We start from the raw sequence: 22,983 nt of genomic DNA, 5'->3' as shown, positions 1-22,983 counted from the left end.
TAATGGATAAGGTTTCTATTATTGTACCAGTATACAATGTCGAAGATTGCTTAAGCTATTGTGTGGACAGTCTAAGACAACAGACGTATAAAAATATAGAAATTATACTGGTAGACGATGGTTCTACAGATTCTTCAGGAGAAATTTGTGACCAATATGCTCAGGAAGATGAGCGTATTAAAGTACTTCATATTGATAATGGAGGACAATCTCGTGCCAGAAATATTGGAGTCCAAGCATCATCTTCTGATTGGATTATGTTTTTAGATTCTGATGATTATTACGATTTGAAAGCCGTCGAGTATTTAGTTGCTTTGAGAGATAAATACGCAGTCGATTTAGTCGTCACGTCAATTGTTGAAGCACGAAATTATCAAACAGAATTGAATACTGACGACATTTCTCTTGAAAATAGTGAGAAATTAGATCGTTATACAGGCCTTGTTCGTATGTTTTACGGAAATAGTGTCGGAACACATCCAGGTGGTAAACTTTACAAGAAAGAGATTTTACTTCAGTATCCTTATCCAGAGGGAATGATATACGAAGATTTGGCGATGGCTTATGAGCATATTCATTACTGTACTGAAATTGCGGTTGGGTATAGAAGTGTTTATAAATACTATCGACGCATGGGAAGTACTGTTAATTCGAAGTACAGTGAACGGCTCTTGAATTTTTACAAGGCTATGGAATGGAATAGAAGTTATATCGAACGAGATTATCCTAATGATAAGGAAATGAGAAGAGCTTTAAATGTCCGCTACGTTTTTAATGGTCTACATGTTGTACATGCTATGCTCAGTTCAGGTATGTATGGGGAAATTAACAAGATTAGAAAAGAATACACTAGATACTTCAACGATATCATTCCTAATCCAAATATAACAGGGAAAAATAAATTGAAGTACTTGATGCTCTTGATTTCACCAAAATTGTATGAAAAAATCAGAGAGAAGATGGGTTAGGTAAGAATGAAGGTTTTAAAAAATTATGCATATAATCTCTCTTACCAACTACTAGTCATAATTCTTCCTATTATTACCACACCTTATGTGACCAGGGTATTTAGTTCAACTGATTTAGGTACTTATGGTTATTTCAATTCAATTGTTACTTACTTTATTTTATTGGCAACATTGGGTGTGGCCAATTATGGTACAAAAGAAATTTCAGGCCACCGTAAAGATATCCGAAAAAACTTTTGGGGAATCTACACTTTGCAGTTTGGTGCGACCGTTCTGTCGATATGTTTATACATTCTCTTGTGTCTTTCCTTATCATTTATGCAAAATCCCGTCGCATATATTTTGGGCTTGAGTCTGGTATCTAAAGGGATGGATATCTCCTGGCTCTTCCAAGGTTTGGAAGACTTTCGTAAGATAACTGTTCGAAATATCACTGTTAAACTGGTCGGTGTCATCTCAATCTTCTTATTTGTAAAATCAGCAAATGATTTATATCTTTATGTGTTTTTGCTAACAATATTTGAATTATTGGGGCAGTTTAGTATGTGGTGGCCAGCTAGAGAATTTATCGGGAAGCCACATTTTGATTGGTCCTATGCTAAACAACACTTAAAACCAGTTATTCTCTTGTTTTTGCCACAAATAGCTATATCGCTATATGTTACTTTGGATCGTACTATGCTAGGGGCGTTAGCCTCAGCTAAAGACGTCGGAATTTATGATCAAGCCTTAAAATTGGTCAATATTTTGCTTACACTGGTGACTTCGTTAGGAAGTGTGATGCTTCCTCGTGTTGCTAATCTCCTATCAACTGGAGATCACAAGGCTGTAAACAAAATGCATCAGATGTCTTTCTTAATATACAATTTAGTCATTTTTCCTATAATAGCAGGAATGTTAATTGTTAATGATGATTTTGTGCAGTTTTTCTTAGGACAGGATTTCCAAGATGCTAAGTATGCGATAGCAATTATGATTTTTAGAATGTTCTTTATCGGCTGGACAAATATTATGGGTATTCAAATTTTGATTCCACATAATAAAAATAAAGAATTTATGATTTCGACAACTATTCCAGCTATTGTGAGTGTCGGTTTAAATTTATTACTACTACCTAAATTAGGTTATATCGGAGCAGCCATTGTTTCTGTATTAACAGAAGCCTTAGTATGGGCTATTCAACTGTATTTTACAAGAAACTATTTAAAGGAAGTGCCTCTTCTTGCTTCGACAGTTAAAATTATAGGAGCATCAGCTCTCATGTACAGTGTACTATTCGTTGTAAAAACTACAGTGAATATTACGCCGGTTATAAATGTTATGGTATTTGCTGCAACAGGAGCGGTGCTTTACATTTCTCAAATACTATTCTTAAAGGTAATTAGTCCAAAAGAGTTGAAACAGCAATTATCGAATAAGTGAAATTGCATGGAATAAATAAGAAATTTCAGTAGCTTATAGTCTTATTGTAAAATAAACTCTTGTATAGATTAAATTCGCTTTGGTTGATTAAATAGTTAGGAAAGGGAGGATAGAAGAGTATAAGTGAACTAGAAGATTAAAGGAATATTATTTTTTTTCATTCAATTCCATATTTCTTTTTCTTATAATTCACCCTGTATGATTCTTTTTCAAAAAATATGATAAAAATTAAATTTGAAAACCTACTAGTCAGCATTGTTGTATCTGTAGTGGTGTTTTTTAATACCATATCAACTACGATGCTGGATAGGACTTTTTTTCAAGTCAAAGTAAATTTTCTATTTTTAGTTGTCTTGCTTTTAGGGCTTCGTTTTTTGTATAAAATGCGAGTCTCATACAAATATCTAATACTTTCTATTCTATTGTTGCTTTCGGGGGTTTTAGTGTACTTTCAAACGAATAGGCTTAATTTTCTTGTCTATTCGATGCTACTAGTTCTCTTGGTTAATGTGGATATGAAAGTAGTTTTGAGGAACTATGTAATTGTAGCTGGTATTCTCGTGGTTGGAGTCTTTCTTTTATCGCTTGTTGGCATGGTTCCTAACCTGCAATATAATCGTGCGGGTGTTATTCGAAATTCGTTTGGGTTTATTTATCCTACGGACTTTGCATCACATTGCTTCTATCTATTTTTAGCAATTTCTTATCTTTTAAAAGATAAATTTATATGGACCAGATCTCTATTTGGTGTCTTGCTATCAGCTTTTATTATAAAATACTGTGATGCACGTTTAAATGCTTTGTCAATCTTGTTAGCGACAGTTATTTTCATTTATTTTTATTACAGCAATGGGAAAAAACTAAAAATATTTGCCTTGCTACCTTATTCGGCTGTTGTATTCGCATCAATTGTTACCTATTTGTCATACAAGTTTTCTTGGTCTAATCCATTTTTGGTATCGGTAAACAAATTAATCACGGGAAGGCTAGCTCTAGGTAGGAATGCATTTGATACATTTGGAGTTCATCTATTCGGGACGAGAAACGTTCAATTTATAGGATCAGGTGGAAAAACAGAATCTGTTATAGGGTATAACTATGTAGATTCCTCTTATGTGCAGATGTTATTTACATATGGAATAGTGCCTGTAGTTCTATTGATAATAATTTATGTTGTCGCCTCAAGGAAACAGTATAAGGATGGTCAATATTTATTAGTTGCGATTTTATCATTGATTGCTTTTAACTGTATGATTGAAGCCTTCTGGTTTGTTCCTACATATAATATATTCATGTTTTTACTATTTACAACAAATACTTTTAGCAAAAAAGAATCAAATGATATTGTTGCAATAAATGAGACCTAGCTCTAGTACTAGATTTTAGGTGGGTCTAATACATGATATGATACCTTTCTAAAAAACAACTAACTTTTGCTGATCCCGAGTCGGTAATAATAAAAAATGTAAAGTTCATTAACGGAGTTTTAATTTAATATGTATGACTATTTAATTGTAGGTGCAGGTTTGTCTGGAGCAATCTTTGCACACGAAGCTACAAAACGTGGCAAAAAAGTAAAAGTGATTGACAAACGTGATCACATTGGTGGGAATATCTATTGTGAAAATGTTGAAGACATCAATGTTCACAAGTATGGTGCCCACATTTTCCATACTTCCAACAAAAAGGTTTGGGATTATGTTAATCAGTTTGCGGAGTTTAATAACTATATCAATTCACCAGTAGCTAACTATAAGGGAAGTCTTTACAATCTTCCATTTAATATGAATACCTTCTACGCTATGTGGGGAACTAAGACACCACAAGAAGTCAAGGATAAGATTGCCCGGCAAACGTCTGACATGAAAGATATTGAGCCCAAGAACTTGGAAGAACAAGCTATCAAGTTGATTGGTCCGGATATCTATGAAAAATTGATTAAGGGCTATACAGAAAAGCAATGGGGACGTTCTGCAACAGACCTTCCTCCATTTATCATCAAGCGCCTTCCAGTGCGTTTGACCTTTGATAACAACTACTTTAATGACCGTTACCAAGGGATTCCAATCGGTGGCTATAACGTCATCATTGAAAACATGTTGGGCGATGTAGAAGTAGAGCTTGGGGTTGATTTTTTTGCTAATCGTGAAGAGTTAGAAGCATCAGCTGAAAAAATTGTCTTCACAGGAATGATTGACCAATACTTTGATTACAAACATGGGGAGTTGGAATATCGTAGCCTTCGATTCGAGCACGAAGTTTTGGATGAGGAAAACCATCAAGGGAATGCCGTGGTCAACTATACAGAACGTGAGATTCCATACACTCGTATCATTGAACACAAGCACTTCGAGTATGGCACTCAACCAAAGACGGTTATCACTCGTGAGTACCCAGCTGATTGGAAGCGCGGTGATGAACCATACTATCCAATCAATGATGAAAAAAACAATACTATGTTTGCTAAGTATCAAGAAGAAGCAGCCAAAAATGACAAGGTCATCTTCTGTGGGCGCCTAGCTGATTATAAATACTACGACATGCACGTGGTTATTGAGCGTGCTTTGGAAGTTGTAGCAACTGAATTTGATTGAGAGAAATAGTTATCCATGAAATATTATCTAAAAGAAGAGTTTTTAAAAGACTCTGGAGCAAGGAATGCTGGTAATAAGGCCAGAAATGATGTTGAGGAAATTGTAAAACAAGAGGGTTTTAGTCCTTTGTTGCTGACAGTTGAAGACTGGTACAAAATGAGTACGATTAAAGCCCAACAACACAAAGCCCAAGCCTTGTCACAAGCTTTTTCTCGGTTAAAATCAGGAGATCAACTGTTAATTCAATTTCCTATGCTCCATCATAGCTTCTTTACTACCTATTTAGTAAAAAGGTTGCAGGCTAGAGGGGTCAAGGTTTATTTTATTATTCATGATTTAGAAGTCTTACGTTATGTCAATCTGGATACAGTACCTTTAAAGCATAAAATTCGTGTACAGCTTCAAGAATCAAGTCTTTTAAAAATTGCTGATGGCCTAATTGCTCATAATCCGATCATGAAGTCATTTCTGGTCGATAAGGGCATTTCAGAACAAAAAATTGTCAGTCTAGGTATTTTTGACTATCTAATCCCCGATTTTCAGGAAAAAGAAGAACTATCGAAGGATCAACCGATCATTGTGGCAGGTAATCTAGCACAAGAAAAAGCTGGTTACTTGTATAAATTGCCGGTAAATCCTGCCTATAACCTCTATGGTGTTGGATTTGATGAGAGTAAAGCTTTAGAGAATGAAACTTACTTTGGTTCTTACCTGCCTGACGAGCTTCCTGTAGCCCTTGAGGGTGGATTTGGACTTGTCTGGGATGGTGATAGCTCCAAAACTTGTAGTGGTGTTTTTGGTGAATACCTACGATACAATAACTCACATAAGGCTTCTCTGTACCTAGCTGCTGGTTTTCCTTTAGTAGTCTGGAGGCAGTCAGCTCTCTCTCATTTTGTTTTAGAGAAAGAGTGTGGTGTCGCAGTCGAGTCACTACATGAATTGTCGCAAGTAATAGAGGAATTAACTTTAGATGACTACCAGACTCTATTAGAAAACACTAAGCGTGTAGGAAAAGAGATTCGAGAAGGATATTATTTACGTACTGCATTAAAACAGTTGAGCCTTTAAAAGAAGTTAGAAACCCTAGCTTCTTTTTTTATTGTTCAGTTATTAGTTGCTTAAGATATATTTCTAAAAAACGAATGATTTCGAAAATAAGAGCTGAAAGTTACGTAAAAAACAAGATCGAAAAAGAGGATCTTAGCAACTAGAAAAACCGAACTTTAATCCAACTGATAATAATTTGACACATTTTAGTAATGTTTTTAAATTTAGTTTTATAATAAAGTTTAATTTTAAGAATTTTTTACCTATTTTTCTTCAAAAACATGCTATAAAATCATAAAAAATTAAGCACGAATATATTTTTTATGATATAATATTCTGTGAATAGCTATGCCTTCTTGTAGCTGTTAAAAAACAAAGTGTGAAACTTGGAAGATAGAGAGGACGCAGTGTAATGACTAGAAATGGTTTTTTTACAGGCTTAGATATTGGAACGAGCTCTATTAAAGTGTTAGTTGCAGAGCTTGTTGATGGTGAAGTAAATGTAATCGGCGTTAGTAACGCAAAAAGTAAGGGTGTCAAGGATGGAATCATCGTTGATATCGAGGCTGCAGCGACAGCTATTAAATCTGCTATTTCTCAAGCAGAAGAAAAAGCAGGAATTTCTATCAAGTCTGTAAACGTTGGCCTTCCAGCTAACTTGTTGCAAGTTGAGCCAACGCAAGGGATGATCCCTGTAACATCAGATACAAAAGAAATTACAGATCAAGATGTTGAGAATGTTGTCAAATCAGCTTTGACTAAGAGCATGACACCTGATCGTGAAGTGATTACGTTTGTGCCAGAAGAATTTGTAGTGGACGGTTTCCAAGGTATTCGTGACCCTCGTGGTATGATGGGTGTTCGTTTGGAGATGCGTGGACTTCTCTATACAGGACCAAGAACTATTCTTCACAATCTCCGTAAAACTGTAGAACGTGTTGGAGTTCAAGTTGAGAACGTGATTATTTCACCACTTGCAATCGTTAACTCAGTTCTTAACGAAGGGGAGCGTGAGTTTGGAGCTACTGTTATCGATATGGGTGGCGGACAAACAAGTGTTGCAACTATTCGTAATCAAGAATTGCAGTACACTAATGTTTACCAAGAAGGTGGAGAATACGTCACAAAAGATATCTCAAAAGTTCTAAAAACTTCTAAGAAAATTGCTGAAAGTTTGAAACTAAACTATGGTGAGGCATACCCACCATTGGCAAGTAAAGAAACTTTCCAAGTTGAAGTTATCGGTGAAGTTGAACCAGTAGAAGTGAGTGAAGTCTACCTAGCGCAAATTATTTCAGCTAGATTGAAACATGTCTTTGAACAAATTAAACAAGATTTGGAAAGAAGACATTTGCTTGACTTGCCAGGAGGCATTGCCTTAATCGGTGGAAATGCTATTCTTCCTGGAATTGTTGAGTTAGCGCAAGAAGTCTTTGGAGTACGTGTTAAACTTTACGTTCCAAACCAAGTTGGCATCCGTAACCCTGCGTTTGCACATGTAATCAGCTTGTCAGAATTCGCTGGTAGCCTTACTGAAGTAAATGTACTAGCTCAACGTGCTATTAGAGGTGATGAAACATTACGTCATCAACCAATTGACTTTAGATCAAATCAACCAAAAGCAACTGCTTCTCAAGGCGTATTCGGATCAACTACTAATAGTAATGAACCTGTCTACACGACAGATGCATCACTTAACCAATCGGAAGAAAAACCGAAAGAGAAATTAACTGATCGTTTCCGTAGCTTGATTGGAAGCATGTTTGACGAATAAAGTAGAGGAAAAATAATATGACATTTTCATTTGATACAGCAGCAGCACAAGGTGCAGTAATTAAAGTTATCGGTGTTGGAGGCGGCGGCGGGAACGCCATCAACCGTATGGTTGAAGAAGGTGTTTCTGGTGTTGAATTTATTGCAGCTAACACAGATGTACAAGCTTTAAGCAGTACAAAAGCTGAAACTGTAATTCAACTTGGCCCTAAATTAACTCGTGGACTTGGTGCAGGAGGTCAACCTGAGGTAGGTCGTAAAGCTGCCGAAGAGAGCGAAGAAGTTCTAACCGAAGCAATCAGTGGAGCTGATATGGTCTTTATCACTGCTGGTATGGGTGGTGGTTCTGGTACAGGTGCTGCACCAGTTATTGCTCGTATCGCTAAAGGCCTTGGTGCCTTGACTGTCGGTGTTGTGACACGTCCATTTGGTTTTGAAGGAAGCAAACGTGGCCAATTTGCAGTGGAAGGTATTAACGAACTTCGTGAGCATGTTGATACACTGTTGATTATTTCAAATAACAACCTATTGGAAATCGTTGATAAGAAGACACCGCTTCTTGAAGCTTTGAGTGAAGCGGACAACGTTCTTCGTCAAGGTGTACAAGGGATTACAGACTTAATTACTCGACCAGGATTGATTAACTTGGACTTTGCAGACGTTAAGACTGTGATGGCAAACAAAGGTAATGCTCTTATGGGAATTGGTATTGGTAGTGGTGAAGAGCGTGTTATCGAAGCAGCTCGTAAAGCTATCTACTCTCCACTCCTTGAAACTACAATCGATGGTGCAGAGGATGTTATCGTAAACGTGACTGGCGGTCTGGACTTGACCTTGACAGAAGCAGAAGAAGCTTCAGAAATTGTCAACCAAGCTGCAGGACACGGTGTTAATATTTGGCTTGGAACATCTATTGATGAAACAATGAAAGATGAAATTCGAGTAACTGTTGTAGCAACTGGTGTTCGTCAGGATTCTGTTGAAAAAGTTGTAGCTCCTAAGCCTAGACAAAATGCTTATCGTGAACCAGTTAAAACTGGACGTACTCATACCTACGATCGTCACTTCGATTTAACTGAAACTCCAGAAGTTCCAGTTGGTACTTCTCGTACTCCAGAAGCACCTAAAGCATCTGCATTTGGTGACTGGGATTTAAGACGTGACACTATTGTTCGTCAAGGAGATTCTTTGGTATCGCCAGTAGAGCGATTTGAAGCCCCTTCTTCTGATGAAGATGAGTTGGAAACTCCACCATTCTTTAAAAACAGATAATTCAAATGAATTTAAAAGAGAATACAAACCTTGTTTTTCAACAAGTTACAAAAGCAGTTCAAGAAGCCGGTCGTGAAGTCGACTCGGTTTCTGTCATTGCTGTAACTAAATATGTCGACGCATCAACTGCTTCACAATTGATTGATCAAGGGGTGAGGCATATAGGCGAAAATCGTGTTGATAAATTTCTTGAAAAATATCAGTACTTAAGCGATAGGGATATAACCTGGCATTTAATAGGAAGTTTACAACGACGAAAAGTCAAGGATGTGATTGCCTACGTTGATTATTTTCATGCTTTAGACTCTTTAAAACTAGCAGAAGAAATACAAAAACGTGCAAATCGCAAGATAAAGTGTTTTTTACAAGTAAATATCTCTGGTGAAGAAACTAAGCATGGTTTTTCAAAAGAGGAGTTAATGAATCTGTTGCCGGATTTAGCAAAGTTAGATAAGATTGAATATGTTGGTCTTATGACAATGGCTCCTTTTGAAGCTGAAACTGAAGAGTTACATTCAATTTTTAGAGAAACACAAGAGTTACAAAAAGAAGTTCAACAAAAACTAATCCCCAATATGCCAATGTCAGAACTAAGTATGGGAATGAGTCGTGATTATAAAGAAGCAATTCAATTTGGTTCAACTTTTGTTCGTATAGGCACATCATTTTTTAAGTAGGAAAAAACCATGTCACTAAAAGAAAAATTTGATAGATTTCTAGATTATTTTACAGAAGATGGAGAAAATTTTTCTGATGAAGTAGTAACGTCGTCATCAGAGCGATCATTGTCAACAGTTCCACCAAGAAAGGAATTGCCACAACAAACTCAAGTTTCTTCAGAGTCTGAAACTAAGGAAAAAAATATTAGACGTCTTCATGCACGTCAACAAGAGTTAGCAATTGAAAGTCATCGTAGTACTGAAAAAGTAACAATTGATGTCCGTTATCCTCGTCGATATGAAGATGCAACAGACATTGTTGACTTGTTGGCAGGAAATGAAAGTATTTTAATTGATTTCCAATATATGACTGAAGTTCAAGCTCGTCGTTGTTTAGATTATTTGGACGGAGCCCGTCATGTTCTAGCTGGCGAACTAAGAAAAGTTGCAAATACAATGTATCTTTTAACTCCAGTTGGTGTCGTGGTTAATATTGAAGATATTCGTTTGCCAGAGGATTCTCAAACTGAAGAATATGACTTTGATATGAAAAGAAATAGAGTGCGATAATGTTTCTAATTGCTCGATTTATACAAAATGCTACAGATATCTATTCACTGATACTTGTAGCTTTTGCTCTATTATCATGGTTTCCCAATGCTTACAACACACAGCTAGGGCGCTTTTTAGAAACTTTAACGAAACCAATTCTTCAACCATTGAGACGCCTTCCCCTACAATTTGCTGGACTTGATTTTACTGTATGGATTGCAGTTATTTTGCTCCGTTACATCAGTAGTTACCTAATTAATTTTCTATTGATGATATGAGCAAGGATATTTACCAACATTTTGCAGTTGAAGACATTCCCTTCATTGATAAAGGATTGGAATGGATAAACCAGGTAGAAGAGCATTATGCTCCTGTTTTAACTTATTTTTTAAATCCGCATCAAGTTTTCATTCTGAAGACATTAGGTGGCAATACAGGTATTCAGGTCTATAGTAGTGAGGATTTTGTTCCTTCTGAATATGCAAGGGTTATTCTTGCTCCAGATTATTTTATCCCCACTCTTTCAGATTTTGAAATGAGCTTGTTAGAGTTTGTTTATCCAAATAAATTTTCACAATTAACACATGCTAAAATTTTAGGAACAGTACTTAATCGTTTAGGCATTGAGCGTAAATTATTCGGTGATATTTTAGTAACTGATCAAAGAGCGCAAATCGTTGTGAATCAAAATTTTAAAAATCTATTTGAGGACGGCATACAAAAAGTTTCAAAAATCCCAGTTTCCTTAGAAGAGCGTTCTTTTTCAGAGAAGGTTGTTCCAAGAGAAAACTACCAGGAAAAGGATGTGTTGGTTCCGAGCATGCGCCTGGATGCTTTTTTATCCAATGTTTTGAAACTTTCTCGTTCGCAAGCCACTGCTCTCATTGATAAGAAACTTGTTCAAGTAAATTATCATGAAGTTGAAAAAACGGATTTCCAACTTAAACTTGGTGATTTAGTGAGTGTCAGACGTTTTGGTAGAATCACTATTCTTCGTGAAAATGGTCAGACAAAAAAAGATAAGATAAAATTAACAGTGCAGTTACTATTAAGTAAGTGAGAAAAAATATGTCAATTAGACCACAAGAAATTATTGATAAAGCTTTCTCGATTAAATTCAGAGGTTATAATAAGGAAGAAGTGGACGAATTTTTAGATAAGATTTATTTTGACTATGAAGAATTAGTCCGCTACAAGGATGAAACTGAAATCTATGTCAAAAAATTAGAAGAACGTCTTTCCTTTTATACGAATGATATTCCTAAGAGAACAGTAACAAACGACCAAGAACCAGAAGCAATTAATGATTCTATTTTTTATTAAATAAGTGAGGAAAATTATGCCAATTACATCATTAGAAATTAAGGATAAAACCTTCGGATTGCAGTTTAGAGGATTTAATCGCGATGAAGTTGATGAATTCTTAGATATTGTTGTTCGTGATTATGAAGCACTTGTACGAAGCAATCATGAAAAAGATCAACACATTAAAAACTTAGAAGAACGTTTGTCGTATTTTGATGAGATTAAAGATTCATTGAGCCAATCTGTTCTGATTGCTCAAGATACAGCTGAGCGTGTAAAACAGGCCGCAAATGAGCGATCAAACAATATTGTTCGTCAAGCAGAGCAAGATGCACAACGTCTGTTAGATGAAGCTAAATACAAAGCAAATGAAATCTTGCGTCAGGCTACAGATAATGCTAAGAAGGTTGCTGTTGAAACAGAAGAGTTGAAGAACAAGAGTCGTGTCTTCCACCAACGCTTGAAATCAACAATCGAAAGTCAATTAGCTATTGTTGATTCATCAGATTGGGAAGAAATTTTGCGTCCGACTGCAACATATTTGCAAACTAGTGACGAAGCCTTCAAGGAAGTAGTCGAAGAGGTTTTAGGTGAAGATGTATCTTCTTACCAGGAAGAAGAGCCGATTGACATGACTCGTCAATTCTCCCCAGAAGAGGTGGCGGAACTTCAAGCACGTATTGAAGCTGCAAATAAAGAATTACTAGAATCAGAAGCAAAAGAATCTGTTGAAGGAGAGCTTGATCCTGCTGTTGAATCTCATTCTGATTCAGATCATGAAGCTCAAAAAGAGTCTGTTCAAATTTTATAAGAATCTCATTAGAGAACAAGAATTTATCGATCACATTTTAAGCGAGTAGGAGATGGTGTGAGTCCTATAATCCCTGTTGGTAAATTTATCCTCTCTTAGGATCAAATCTGAAATGAGTAAGATTTGACGTTGCCCACGTTACGGGAAAAGAGGGAAAAGGACTGAGTCTTTTTCCGAATAAAGGTGGTACCACGATTTTCGTCCTTTTTGCGAATCGTGGTTTTTAATTTGTCTATATATAAAGGAGATACAATGAAACTCAAAGAAACTTTAAATCTTGGGAAAACAGAATTCCCAATGCGTGCTGGCCTTCCAACCAAAGAACCTCTTTGGCAAAAAGAGTGGGACGAAGCTAAACTCTACCAACGTCGTCAGGAATTAAATGAAGGGAAACCTCATTTCACTCTGCATGATGGACCTCCGTATGCTAACGGGAATATTCACGTTGGACATGCCATGAACAAGATTTCTAAAGATATCATTGTTCGTTCAAAATCGATGTCAGGATTCTACGCACCATACATTCCAGGTTGGGATACTCATGGTTTGCCAATCGAGCAAGTTTTGGCAAAACAAGGTGTTAAACGCAAAGAGATGGACTTGGTTGAGTACTTGAAACTTTGTCGTGACTATGCCCTTTCTCAAGTAGATAAACAACGCGAAGATTTTAAGCGCTTGGGTGTTTCAGGTGACTGGGAAAATCCATATGTAACCTTGACTCCTGACTATGAAGCAGCGGAAATCCGTGTCTTCGGAGAGATGGCTAACAAGGGTTATATCTACCGTGGTGCGAAGCCTGTTTACTGGTCTTGGTCATCTGAGTCAGCTCTTGCTGAAGCGGAAATCGAATACCATGACTTGGTTTCTACGTCCCTTTACTATGCCAACAAGGTAAAAGATGGTAAAGGTGTCCTTGATACAGATACTTACATCGTCGTTTGGACAACAACTCCATTCACCATCACGGCTTCTCGTGGTTTAACTGTTGGAGCTGATATTGACTATGTTGTAGTTCAACCTGCGGGTGAAACTCGTAAGTTTGTGGTAGCTTCAGAATTGTTAAATAGCTTGTCAGAAAAATTTGGTTGGGCGGATGTTCAAGTTTTGGCTACTTACCGTGGTTCAGAATTGAACCAAATTGTGACAGAGCACCCATGGGATACAGCAGTAGATGAACTGGTTATCCTTGGAGACCACGTTACAACAGATTCTGGTACTGGTATCGTCCATACAGCTCCTGGTTTTGGTGAGGATGACTACAATGTCGGTGTTGCCAATGGGCTTGAAGTTGCTGTAACTGTTAACGAACGCGGGATCATGATGGCCAATGCTGGTCCTGAGTTTGAAGGTCAATTCTATGATAAGGTTGTGCCAACAGTTATTGAAAAACTTGGAAACCTTCTTCTTGCTCAAGAAGAAATCTCTCACTCCTACCCATTTGACTGGCGTACGAAAAAACCAATAATCTGGCGTGCCGTGCCACAATGGTTTGCCTCTGTATCTAAATTCCGCCAAGAAATCTTGGACGAAATTGAAAAAGTCAAGTTTCATTCAGAATGGGGTAAAGTCCGTCTTTACAACATGATTCGTGACCGTGGTGACTGGGTCATCTCTCGTCAACGTGCTTGGGGTGTGCCACTTCCAATCTTCTATGCAGAAGACGGAACACCAATCATGACAGCTGAAACCATCGAGCATGTAGCCCAACTCTTTGAAGAACATGGTTCCATCATCTGGTGGGAACGTGATGCCAAAGACCTCTTGCCAGAAGGATTTACCCATTCAGGTTCACCAAATGGTGAGTTCAAGAAAGAAACAGACATCATGGATGTATGGTTCGACTCTGGTTCATCATGGAATGGAGTTGTGGTAAATCGTCCTGAGCTTAAATATCCAGCTGACCTCTATCTAGAAGGTTCAGATCAGTATCGTGGTTGGTTCAACTCATCTCTTATCACTTCTGTGGCTAACCACGGTGTAGCACCATACAAACAAATCTTGTCACAAGGTTTTGCCCTTGATGGTAAAGGTGAGAAGATGTCTAAATCTCTTGGAAATACGATTGCTCCAAGCGACGTTGAAAAACAATTTGGTGCAGAAATCTTGCGTCTCTGGGTAACTAGTGTAGACTCAAGTAACGACGTACGTATCTCTATGGATATCTTGAGCCAAGTCTCTGAAACATACCGTAAGATCCGTAACACCCTTCGTTTCTTGATTGCTAACACATCTGACTTTAACCCAGCTGAGGATGCAGTCGCTTACGAAGAACTTCGTTCTGTTGATAAGTACATGACCATCCGCTTTAACCAACTTGTTAAGACTATTCGTGACGCTTATGCAAACTTCGAATTCTTGACGATTTATAAGGCTTTGGTTAACTTTATCAATGTTGATCTATCAGCCTTCTACCTTGATTTTGCCAAAGATGTTGTCTACATCAAAGGTGCGAAATCTCTTGAACGCCGTCAAATGCAAACAGTCTTCTATGACATCCTTGTCAAAATCACTAAACTCTTGACACCAATTCTTCCACACACTGCTGAAGAAATCTGGTCATATCTCGAGTTTGAAACAGAAGACTTTGTTCAATTATCAGAATTACCTGAAGCACAAACATTTGCCAACCAAGAGGAAATCTTGGATACATGGGCAGCCTTTATGGACTTCCGTGGACAAGCTCAAAAAGCCTTGGAAGAAGCTCGTAATGCAAAGGTAATCGGAAAATCACTTGAAGCTCACTTGACAGTTTATCCAAATGAAGTGGTTAAAACTCTTCTTGGAGCTGTTGATAGCAATGTAGCCCAACTCTTGATCGTATCAAAATTGACCATTGCAGAAGGTTCAGCTCCAGAAGGTTCAGTTAGCTTTGAAGATGTAGCCTTTACAGTTGAGCGTGCGGCTGGTGAAGTTTGTGATCGTTGCCGTCGTATCGATCCAAGTACAGCAGAACGTAGCTATAATGCAACCATCTGTGATCACTGTGCAATCATCGTCGAAGAAAACTTCGCCCAAGCCGTTGCAGAAGGTTTTGAATCTAAATAAGTCTATAAAAAATACAGGTCCTTCCTGTATTTTTTCAATTCTCTTTAAAAAATCCTAAAAGTGCAGTAAAATTATGGTATAATAATATTTATTCAATTGAAAAGGAGACTTTTATGAAAACAAAAACTCTAGCTCAAATCGATGGGATTATTGGCTTGATCACGGGTATTATTTTGGCAATTTTACCTTTTGTGATTGTGATGATTGCTGGTATATCTGAAGATGAAGATGCAGCTGCTGTCATTGTCGGAATGATGTTTATCGCCTTTGCTTTGGTAAAAATTGCAATACTGATTTTAGGTATTCTAACTCTCATCTATTATAAAGATGACAAACGTATTACGCTTGCACCATCTATTTTGTTTATCGTAGGAGCAGTGGTGTCATTGATTCCATTTTTAGGATGGATTGGCGGTATTGTCATTATTATTGGTGCTGCACTTTACCTATCAAGTTTAAAACAATTTCAAATACAAGAATAGATTTACATAAAAGAAGGACTGAATGGTTCCTTCTTTTTTTAATACTTGAAAACAATTTTGTGAAAAATTACACTCTTTCACTGTCCAGACTGGATTTTTCATAAAAAATCTAGTAGAATAAAATAGATAAACGGGGGAAACCTCGGAGAATAAAAAGGAGATCCATCTAATGGTAAAATTGGTTTTTGCTCGCCACGGTGAGTCTGAATGGAACAAAGCTAACCTTTTCACTGGTTGGGCTGATGTTGATTTGTCTGAAAAAGGTACACAACAAGCGATCGACGCTGGTAAATTGATCAAAGAAGCAGGTATTGAATTTGACCAAGCTTACACTTCAGTATTGAAACGTGCGATCAAAACAACTAACTTGGCTCTTGAAGCATCTGACCAATTGTGGGTTCCAGTTGAAAAATCATGGCGCTTGAACGAACGTCACTACGGTGGTTTGACTGGTAAAAACAAAGCTGAAGCTGCTGAACAATTTGGTGATGAGCAAGTTCACATCTGGCGTCGTTCATACGATGTATTGCCTCCAGCAATGGATCGCGATGATGAGCATTCAGCACACACTGACCGTCGTTACGCTTCACTTGATGACTCAGTGATTCCAGATGCTGAAAACTTGAAAGTGACTTTGGAACGTGCCCTTCCATTCTGGGAAGATAAAATCGCTCCAGCACTTAAAGACGGTAAGAATGTATTCGTAGGAGCACACGGTAACTCTATTCGTGCTCTTGTAAAACACATCAAAGGTTTGTCAGATGACGAAATCATGGATGTGGAAATTCCTAACTTCCCACCATTGGTATTTGAGTTTGACGAAAAATTAAATGTAGTTGCTGAATACTATCTTGGTAAATAAGCTAAGTTAAGCAGATTCAAGCCTAGGATATTTTCTAGGTTTTTTTATATATAATATTCTCAAAAGGTTAAAAAACAATGTATGATGCTATTTAACTTGTCAAAGGCCATCTTTCTTGTTATAATAGTTAGGATGGAGGCACTATGGCACTAAAAAAAGCAAGTCTAGCCTGTGAGGTTTGTGGTTCAAGGAATTATTCAATCAAAATTAGTGGAACTCCAAAACCAACACGCTTAGAAGTAAATAAATTTTGTAAACATTGTGGCAAGTACACTATACATAAAGAAACGAGATAGGAGAATAGAATGAGTTTTATTAAGGATATTTTTACACTTCTTAAAGAAACAACTTGGCCAACCCGCAAAGAAAGTTGGTTAGATTTTAAATCAATTATTGAATATACAGCCTTTTTTGTAATCATAATTTATATTTTTGACCAATTGATTGTTAATGGCTTGATTCGCTTCATCAATATTTTCTAAATTGAAACATAGTTAAGAAAGGAAATATAATGGATTCTTTTGACAAAGGATGGTTTGTTCTACAAACTTATTCTGGATATGAAAATAAAGTAAAAGAAAATCTTTTACAACGTGCGCAAACCTATAATATGCTAGAAAATATTTTGCGCGTTGAAATCCCAACTCAAACAGTTCAAATTGAAAAGAATGGAAAGAAAAAAGAAGTTGAAGAGAACCGCTTTCCAGGATATGTTCTTGTTGAGATGGTAATGACAGATGAAGCATGGTTTGTTGTTCGTAACACTCCAAATGTTACTGGATTTGTAGGCTCACACGGAAATAGATCTAAACCAACTCCGCTTTTGGAACAAGAAATTCGTGATATTCTAATTTCAATGGGACAAACGGTCCAAGAATTTGATATCGATGTTGAAGTTGGTCAAACAGTGCGCATTATTGATGGTGCATTTACAGATTACACTGGTAAAATCACTGAAATTGATAACAACAAAGTGAAAATGATTATTTCAATGTTTGGTAATGATACAATTGCTGAAGTAAATTTAAATCAAATTGCAGTCTTGTAATTTCATTATTAGTATGCAGAATAATTAGTTCATATTTCAATCAGCCACATCATAAAAGCTGTCTGAAATATGTAATACAATGGAACTAGATTGTTTTAACTAAAGAACTAACCCTAACATAAAAAATTTAAAAAATTTAGTTAAATCTGTTGACAAGGCAGAAAAAGTAGGTATAATAGAAAGAGTTGAAAAGCTCTAGGTCCGTTGGTCAAGGGGTTAAGACACCGCCTTTTCACGGCGGTAACACGGGTTCGAATCCCGTACGGACTATGAGTATGTTGCAGTAGAAGTTGAAAAAAGTTTGAAAAAGCTATTGACAAGGANGCTGTGATATACTAATATAGTTGTCGCTCGATAAGAACGAGAGACAAAGACCTTTGAAAACTGAACAAGACGAACCAATGTGCAGGGCACTACAACTGATGTTGTAGTACTGAACAATGAAAAAAACAATAAATCTGTCAGTGACAGAAATGAGTGAGAACTCAAACTTTTAATGAGAGTTTGATCCTGGCTCAGGACGAACGCTGGCGGCGTGCCTAATACATGCAAGTAGAACGCTGAAGGAGGAGCTTGCTTCTCTGGATGAGTTGCGAACGGGTGAGTAACGCGTAGGTAACCTGCCTGGTAGCGGGGGATAACTATTGGAAACGATAGCTAATACCGCATAATATTGATTATTGCATGATAGTCAATTAAAAGGTGCAATTGCACCACTACCAGATGGACCTGCGTTGTATTAGCTAGTTGGTGAGGTAACGGCTCACCAAGGCGACGATACATAGCCGACCTGAGAGGGTGATCGGCCACACTGGGACTGAGACACGGCCCAGACTCCTACGGGAGGCAGCAGTAGGGAATCTTCGGCAATGGACGGAAGTCTGACCGAGCAACGCCGCGTGAGTGAAGAAGGTTTTCGGATCGTAAAGCTCTGTTGTAAGAGAAGAACGAGTGTGAGAGTGGAAAGTTCACACTGTGACGGTATCTTACCAGAAAGGGACGGCTAACTACGTGCCAGCAGCCGCGGTAATACGTAGGTCCCGAGCGTTGTCCGGATTTATTGGGCGTAAAGCGAGCGCAGGCGGTTAGATAAGTCTGAAGTTAAAGGCTGTGGCTTAACCATAGTACGCTTTGGAAACTGTTTAACTTGAGTGCAAGAGGGGAGAGTGGAATTCCATGTGTAGCGGTGAAATGCGTAGATATATGGAGGAACACCGGTGGCGAAAGCGGCTCTCTGGCTTGTAACTGACGCTGAGGCTCGAAAGCGTGGGGAGCAAACAGGATTAGATACCCTGGTAGTCCACGCCGTAAACGATGAGTGCTAGGTGTTAGACCCTTTCCGGGGTTTAGTGCCGTAGCTAACGCATTAAGCACTCCGCCTGGGGAGTACGACCGCAAGGTTGAAACTCAAAGGAATTGACGGGGGCCCGCACAAGCGGTGGAGCATGTGGTTTAATTCGAAGCAACGCGAAGAACCTTACCAGGTCTTGACATCCCTCTGACCGCTCTAGAGATAGAGTTTTCCTTCGGGACAGAGGTGACAGGTGGTGCATGGTTGTCGTCAGCTCGTGTCGTGAGATGTTGGGTTAAGTCCCGCAACGAGCGCAACCCCTATTGTTAGTTGCCATCATTCAGTTGGGCACTCTAGCGAGACTGCCGGTAATAAACCGGAGGAAGGTGGGGATGACGTCAAATCATCATGCCCCTTATGACCTGGGCTACACACGTGCTACAATGGTTGGTACAACGAGTCGCAAGCCGGTGACGGCAAGCTAATCTCTTAAAGCCAATCTCAGTTCGGATTGTAGGCTGCAACTCGCCTACATGAAGTCGGAATCGCTAGTAATCGCGGATCAGCACGCCGCGGTGAATACGTTCCCGGGCCTTGTACACACCGCCCGTCACACCACGAGAGTTTGTAACACCCGAAGTCGGTGAGGTAACCATTTGGAGCCAGCCGCCTAAGGTGGGATAGATGATTGGGGTGAAGTCGTAACAAGGTAGCCGTATCGGAAGGTGCGGCTGGATCACCTCCTTTCTAAGGATAAGGAATGCACATTGGTCTTGTTTAGTCTTGAGAGGTCTTGTGGGGCCTTAGCTCAGCTGGGAGAGCGCCTGCTTTGCACGCAGGAGGTCAGCGGTTCGATCCCGCTAGGCTCCATTGGTGAGAGATCACCAAGTCATGCACATTGAAAATTGAATATCTATATCAAATAGTAACAAGAAAATAAACCGAAAACGCTGTAGTATTAATAAAGAGTTTATGACTGAAAGGTCAAAAAATAAGGTTAAGTTAATAAGGGCGCACGGTGGATGCCTTGGCACTAGGAGCCGAAGAAGGACGTGACAAACGACGATATGCCTTGGGTAGCTGTAAGTAAGCGATGATCCAGGGATTTCCGAATGGGGGAACCCAACAGGTAATNCCTGTTACCCATATCTGTTAAGGATATGAGGAGGAAGACGCAGTGAACTGAAACATCTAAGTAGCTGCAGGAAGAGAAAGCAAAAGCGATTGCCTTAGTAGCGGCGAGCGAAACGGCAGGAGGGCAAACCGAAGAGTTTACTCTTCGGGGTTGTAGGACTGCAAAGTGGACTCAAAGACTATAGAAGAATGATTTGGGAAGATCAGCCAAAGAGAGTGATAGCCTCGTATTTAAAATAGTCTTTGTACCTAGCAGTATCCTGAGTACGGCGAGACACGTGAAATCTCGTCGGAATCTGGGAGGACCATCTCCCAACCCTAAATACTCCCTAGTGACCGATAGTGAACCAGTACCGTGAGGGAAAGGTGAAAAGCACCCCGGGAGGGGAGTGAAATAGAACCTGAAACCGTGTGCCTACAACAAGTTCGAGCCCGTTAATGGGTGAGAGCGTGCCTTTTGTAGAATGAACCGGCGAGTTACGATATGATGCGAGGTTAAGTTGAAGAGACGGAGCCGTAGGGAAACCGAGTCTGAATAGGGCGCTTTAGTATTATGTCGTAGACCCGAAACCATGTGACCTACCCATGAGCAGGTTGAAGGTGCGGTAAGACGCACTGGAGGACCGAACCAGGGCACGTTGAAAAGTGCTTGGATGACTTGTGGGTAGCGGAGAAATTCCAAACGAACTTGGAGATAGCTGGTTCTCTCCGAAATAGCTTTAGGGCTAGCGTCGACATAGAGATTCTTGGAGGTAGAGCACTGTTTGGGTGAGGGGTCCATCCCGGATTACCAATCTCAGATAAACTCCGAATGCCAATGAATTATGGTCGGCAGTCAGACTGCGAGTGCTAAGATCCGTAGTCGAAAGGGAAACAGCCCAGACCACCAGCTAAGGTCCCAAAATAATTGTTAAGTGGAAAAGGATGTGGGGTTGCACAGACAACTAGGATGTTAGCTTAGAAGCAGCTATTCATTCAAAGAGTGCGTAATAGCTCACTAGTCGAGTGACCCTGCGCCGAAAATGTACCGGGGCTAAAACAATTTACCGAAGCTGTGGATACCTTTATAGGTATGGTAGGAGAGCGTTCTATGTGTGAAGAAGGTATACCGTGAGGAGTGCTGGAACGCATAGAAGTGAGAATGCCGGTATGAGTAGCGAAAGACAGGTGAGAATCCTGTCCACCGTAAGACTAAGGTTTCCAGGGGAAGGCTCGTCCGCCCTGGGTTAGTCGGGACCTAAGGAGAGACCGAAAGGTGTATCCGATGGACAACAGGTTGATATTCCTGTACTAGAGTATGTAGTGATGGAGGGACGCAGTAGGCTAACTAAAGCAGACGATTGGAAGAGTCTGTCTAAGCAGTGAGGTGTGAATTGAGTTAAATGCTTTATTCTATAACATTGAGCTGTGATGGGGAGCGAAGTTTAGTAGCGAAGTTAGTGACGTCACACTGCCAAGAAAAGCTTCTAGCGTTAAACATACTCTACCCGTACCGCAAACCGACACAGGTAGTCGAGGCGAGTAGCCTCAGGTGAGCGAGAGAACTCTCGTTAAGGAACTCGGCAAAATGACCCCGTAACTTCGGGAGAAGGGGTGCTGACTTTACGTCAGCCGCAGTGAATAGGCCCAAGCAACTGTTTATCAAAAACACAGCTCTCTGCTAAATCGTAAGATGATGTATAGGGGGTGACGCCTGCCCGGTGCTGGAAGGTTAAGAGGAGTGCTTAGCGCAAGCGAAGGTATGAATTGAAGCCCCAGTAAACGGCGGCCGTAACTATAACGGTCCTAAGGTAGCGAAATTCCTTGTCGGGTAAGTTCCGACCCGCACGAAAGGCGTAATGATTTGGGCACTGTCTCAACGAGAGACTCGGTGAAATTTTAGTACCTGTGAAGATGCAGGTTACCCGCGACAGGACGGAAAGACCCCATGGAGCTTTACTGCAGTTTGATATTGAGTGTCTGTACCACATGTACAGGATAGGTAGGAGTCTATGAGATCGGGACGCCAGTTTCGAAGGAGACGATGTTGGGATACTACCCTTGTGTTATGGCCACTCTAACCCGGATAGGTGATCCCTATCGGAGACAGTGTCTGACGGGCAGTTTGACTGGGGCGGTCGCCTCCTAAAAGGTAACGGAGGCGCCCAAAGGTTCCCTCAGAATGGTTGGAAATCATTCGCAGAGTGTAAAGGTATAAGGGAGCTTGACTGCGAGAGCTACAACTCGAGCAGGGACGAAAGTCGGGCTTAGTGATCCGGTGGTTCCGTATGGAAGGGCCATCGCTCAACGGATAAAAGCTACCCTGGGGATAACAGGCTTATCTCCCCCAAGAGTTCACATCGACGGGGAGGTTTGGCACCTCGATGTCGGCTCGTCGCATCCTGGGGCTGTAGTCGGTCCCAAGGGTTGGGCTGTTCGCCCATTAAAGCGGCACGCGAGCTGGGTTCAGAACGTCGTGAGACAGTTCGGTCCCTATCCGTCGCGGGCGTAGGAAATTTGAGAGGATCTGCTCCTAGTACGAGAGGACCAGAGTGGACTTACCGCTGGTGTACCAGTTGTCTTGCCAAAGGCATCGCTGGGTAGCTATGTAGGGAAGGGATAAACGCTGAAAGCATCTAAGTGTGAAACCCACCTCAAGATGAGATTTCCCATGATTTTATATCAGTAAGAGCCCTGAGAGATGATCAGGTAGATAGGTTAGAAGTGGAAGTGTGG

The 22,983-nt window shown here is 39.6% G+C and carries 19 protein-coding genes, 2 tRNA genes, 2 rRNA genes and 1 pseudogene; all 24 read left to right on the top strand.

The genetic code is table 11. The features are described from left to right. The first annotated feature begins 2 nt into the window (after positions 1-2). Entirely contained in the window at positions 3-968 is a 966-nt protein-coding gene (locus tag FN031_RS08730; RefSeq protein ID WP_142559402.1) for a glycosyltransferase family 2 protein, read from the top strand. 6 nt (positions 969-974) lie between these two features. Next, the gene (locus FN031_RS08725; protein WP_142559399.1) at positions 975-2,390 is read left to right on the top strand and encodes a flippase; all 1,416 of its coding nucleotides are present in this window, start codon (positions 975-977) and stop codon (positions 2,388-2,390) included. A 218-nt stretch (positions 2,391-2,608) separates the two neighbouring features. Next, the gene (locus FN031_RS08720; RefSeq protein WP_142559398.1) at positions 2,609-3,757 is read left to right on the top strand and encodes a polysaccharide polymerase; all 1,149 of its coding nucleotides are present in this window, start codon (positions 2,609-2,611) and stop codon (positions 3,755-3,757) included. Between the two features lie 129 nt (positions 3,758-3,886). After that, the gene (glf, locus tag FN031_RS08715; protein ID WP_142559395.1) at positions 3,887-4,984 is read left to right on the top strand and encodes a UDP-galactopyranose mutase; all 1,098 of its coding nucleotides are present in this window, start codon (positions 3,887-3,889) and stop codon (positions 4,982-4,984) included. Between the two features lie 15 nt (positions 4,985-4,999). Then, positions 5,000-6,055 (top strand): sugar transferase, encoded by a 1,056-nt coding sequence (locus FN031_RS08710; protein ID WP_142559393.1) that lies wholly within the window; start codon positions 5,000-5,002, stop codon positions 6,053-6,055. Between the two features lie 391 nt (positions 6,056-6,446). Further along, positions 6,447-7,638: pseudogene (gene ftsA / locus FN031_RS08705) on the top strand (cell division protein FtsA); the annotation flags it as partial. Next, positions 7,629-7,808, top strand: a complete 180-nt coding sequence (locus FN031_RS09220; RefSeq protein ID WP_398575115.1) for a hypothetical protein — start codon at positions 7,629-7,631, stop codon at positions 7,806-7,808. The pseudogene ftsA and the gene FN031_RS09220, both read left to right, overlap by 10 nt. A 17-nt stretch (positions 7,809-7,825) precedes the next feature. Continuing rightward, a complete protein-coding gene (gene ftsZ / locus FN031_RS08700) occupies positions 7,826-9,079 on the top strand; it encodes a cell division protein FtsZ (RefSeq protein WP_142559389.1) in 1,254 nt (417 codons plus the stop codon). Between the two features lie 5 nt (positions 9,080-9,084). Further along, positions 9,085-9,756 (top strand): YggS family pyridoxal phosphate-dependent enzyme, encoded by a 672-nt coding sequence (locus tag FN031_RS08695; protein WP_142559387.1) that lies wholly within the window; start codon positions 9,085-9,087, stop codon positions 9,754-9,756. 9 nt (positions 9,757-9,765) lie between these two features. Next, entirely contained in the window at positions 9,766-10,308 is a 543-nt protein-coding gene (locus FN031_RS08690) for a cell division protein SepF (RefSeq protein WP_075566040.1), read from the top strand. Continuing rightward, complete coding sequence (locus FN031_RS08685; protein WP_142559385.1) at positions 10,308-10,568, top strand: YggT family protein; 261 nt, start codon at positions 10,308-10,310, stop codon at positions 10,566-10,568. The genes FN031_RS08690 and FN031_RS08685 overlap by 1 nt, the downstream gene beginning before the upstream one ends. Beyond that, positions 10,565-11,350: a YlmH family RNA-binding protein gene (locus FN031_RS08680; RefSeq protein ID WP_142559383.1), complete on the top strand. Its 786-nt coding sequence runs from the start codon at positions 10,565-10,567 to the stop codon at positions 11,348-11,350. The genes FN031_RS08685 and FN031_RS08680 overlap by 4 nt, the downstream gene beginning before the upstream one ends. 8 nt (positions 11,351-11,358) lie before the next feature. Continuing rightward, positions 11,359-11,613 carry a DivIVA domain-containing protein gene (locus FN031_RS08675; protein ID WP_142559381.1) on the top strand — a complete coding sequence of 85 codons (255 nt, stop codon included), beginning with the start codon at positions 11,359-11,361 and terminating at the stop codon, positions 11,611-11,613. A gap of 16 nt (positions 11,614-11,629) precedes the next feature. Then, positions 11,630-12,406 (top strand): DivIVA domain-containing protein, encoded by a 777-nt coding sequence (locus FN031_RS08670; protein WP_075566049.1) that lies wholly within the window; start codon positions 11,630-11,632, stop codon positions 12,404-12,406. A gap of 252 nt (positions 12,407-12,658) precedes the next feature. Beyond that, positions 12,659-15,451, top strand: coding sequence for an isoleucine--tRNA ligase (gene ileS / locus FN031_RS08665; RefSeq protein WP_142559379.1), 2,793 nt, complete (start codon positions 12,659-12,661; stop codon positions 15,449-15,451). Positions 15,452-15,564: 113 nt separating this feature from the next. Then, the gene (locus FN031_RS08660; protein WP_075566053.1) at positions 15,565-15,933 is read left to right on the top strand and encodes a hypothetical protein; all 369 of its coding nucleotides are present in this window, start codon (positions 15,565-15,567) and stop codon (positions 15,931-15,933) included. 169 nt (positions 15,934-16,102) lie between these two features. After that, entirely contained in the window at positions 16,103-16,795 is a 693-nt protein-coding gene (locus FN031_RS08655; protein WP_142559377.1) for a phosphoglycerate mutase, read from the top strand. Between the two features lie 143 nt (positions 16,796-16,938). Beyond that, positions 16,939-17,091: a 50S ribosomal protein L33 gene (rpmG, locus tag FN031_RS08650; RefSeq protein ID WP_075566063.1), complete on the top strand. Its 153-nt coding sequence runs from the start codon at positions 16,939-16,941 to the stop codon at positions 17,089-17,091. Positions 17,092-17,100: 9 nt separating this feature from the next. After that, positions 17,101-17,277, top strand: a complete 177-nt coding sequence (gene secE / locus FN031_RS08645; protein WP_075566065.1) for a preprotein translocase subunit SecE — start codon at positions 17,101-17,103, stop codon at positions 17,275-17,277. A 29-nt stretch (positions 17,278-17,306) separates the two neighbouring features. Continuing rightward, the gene (gene nusG / locus FN031_RS08640; RefSeq protein ID WP_075566067.1) at positions 17,307-17,843 is read left to right on the top strand and encodes a transcription termination/antitermination protein NusG; all 537 of its coding nucleotides are present in this window, start codon (positions 17,307-17,309) and stop codon (positions 17,841-17,843) included. A 198-nt stretch (positions 17,844-18,041) separates the two neighbouring features. After that, positions 18,042-18,113 (top strand) — tRNA-Glu (locus tag FN031_RS08635). A 222-nt stretch (positions 18,114-18,335) separates the two neighbouring features. After that, positions 18,336-19,881, top strand: a 16S ribosomal RNA gene (locus tag FN031_RS08625). A gap of 50 nt (positions 19,882-19,931) precedes the next feature. Further along, positions 19,932-20,004 (top strand) — tRNA-Ala (locus FN031_RS08620). Positions 20,005-20,129: 125 nt separating this feature from the next. Then, positions 20,130-22,983, top strand: a 23S ribosomal RNA gene (locus tag FN031_RS08615); the annotation flags it as partial.

Source organism: Streptococcus mitis (assembly GCF_902159415.1).
Taxonomy (GTDB): domain Bacteria; phylum Bacillota; class Bacilli; order Lactobacillales; family Streptococcaceae; genus Streptococcus; species Streptococcus mitis_BG.
Note: the sequence above shows the minus strand (reverse complement) of the source record. Positions and strands in the feature narration are given on the sequence as shown.

Excerpts from the sequence above, each read along its gene's own strand:
- FN031_RS08660 (WP_075566053.1), top strand. The coding sequence starts at position 15,565 with ATGAAAACAAAAACTCTAGCTCAAATCGATGGGATTATTGGCTTGATC.
- FN031_RS08695 (WP_142559387.1), top strand. The coding sequence starts at position 9,085 with ATGAATTTAAAAGAGAATACAAACCTTGTTTTTCAACAAGTTACAAAA.
- FN031_RS08725 (WP_142559399.1), top strand. The coding sequence starts at position 975 with ATGAAGGTTTTAAAAAATTATGCATATAATCTCTCTTACCAACTACTA.
- glf (WP_142559395.1), top strand. The coding sequence starts at position 3,887 with ATGTATGACTATTTAATTGTAGGTGCAGGTTTGTCTGGAGCAATCTTT.
- FN031_RS08685 (WP_142559385.1), top strand. The coding sequence starts at position 10,308 with ATGTTTCTAATTGCTCGATTTATACAAAATGCTACAGATATCTATTCA.
- FN031_RS08710 (WP_142559393.1), top strand. The coding sequence starts at position 5,000 with ATGAAATATTATCTAAAAGAAGAGTTTTTAAAAGACTCTGGAGCAAGG.
- nusG (WP_075566067.1), top strand. The coding sequence starts at position 17,307 with ATGGATTCTTTTGACAAAGGATGGTTTGTTCTACAAACTTATTCTGGA.
- FN031_RS08730 (WP_142559402.1), top strand. The coding sequence starts at position 3 with ATGGATAAGGTTTCTATTATTGTACCAGTATACAATGTCGAAGATTGC.
- rpmG (WP_075566063.1), top strand. The coding sequence starts at position 16,939 with ATGGCACTAAAAAAAGCAAGTCTAGCCTGTGAGGTTTGTGGTTCAAGG.
- FN031_RS08690 (WP_075566040.1), top strand. The coding sequence starts at position 9,766 with ATGTCACTAAAAGAAAAATTTGATAGATTTCTAGATTATTTTACAGAA.
- FN031_RS08655 (WP_142559377.1), top strand. The coding sequence starts at position 16,103 with ATGGTAAAATTGGTTTTTGCTCGCCACGGTGAGTCTGAATGGAACAAA.
- FN031_RS08670 (WP_075566049.1), top strand. The coding sequence starts at position 11,630 with ATGCCAATTACATCATTAGAAATTAAGGATAAAACCTTCGGATTGCAG.
- FN031_RS08720 (WP_142559398.1), top strand. The coding sequence starts at position 2,609 with ATGATAAAAATTAAATTTGAAAACCTACTAGTCAGCATTGTTGTATCT.
- secE (WP_075566065.1), top strand. The coding sequence starts at position 17,101 with ATGAGTTTTATTAAGGATATTTTTACACTTCTTAAAGAAACAACTTGG.
- ileS (WP_142559379.1), top strand. The coding sequence starts at position 12,659 with ATGAAACTCAAAGAAACTTTAAATCTTGGGAAAACAGAATTCCCAATG.
- FN031_RS08675 (WP_142559381.1), top strand. The coding sequence starts at position 11,359 with ATGTCAATTAGACCACAAGAAATTATTGATAAAGCTTTCTCGATTAAA.
- FN031_RS08680 (WP_142559383.1), top strand. The coding sequence starts at position 10,565 with ATGAGCAAGGATATTTACCAACATTTTGCAGTTGAAGACATTCCCTTC.
- ftsZ (WP_142559389.1), top strand. The coding sequence starts at position 7,826 with ATGACATTTTCATTTGATACAGCAGCAGCACAAGGTGCAGTAATTAAA.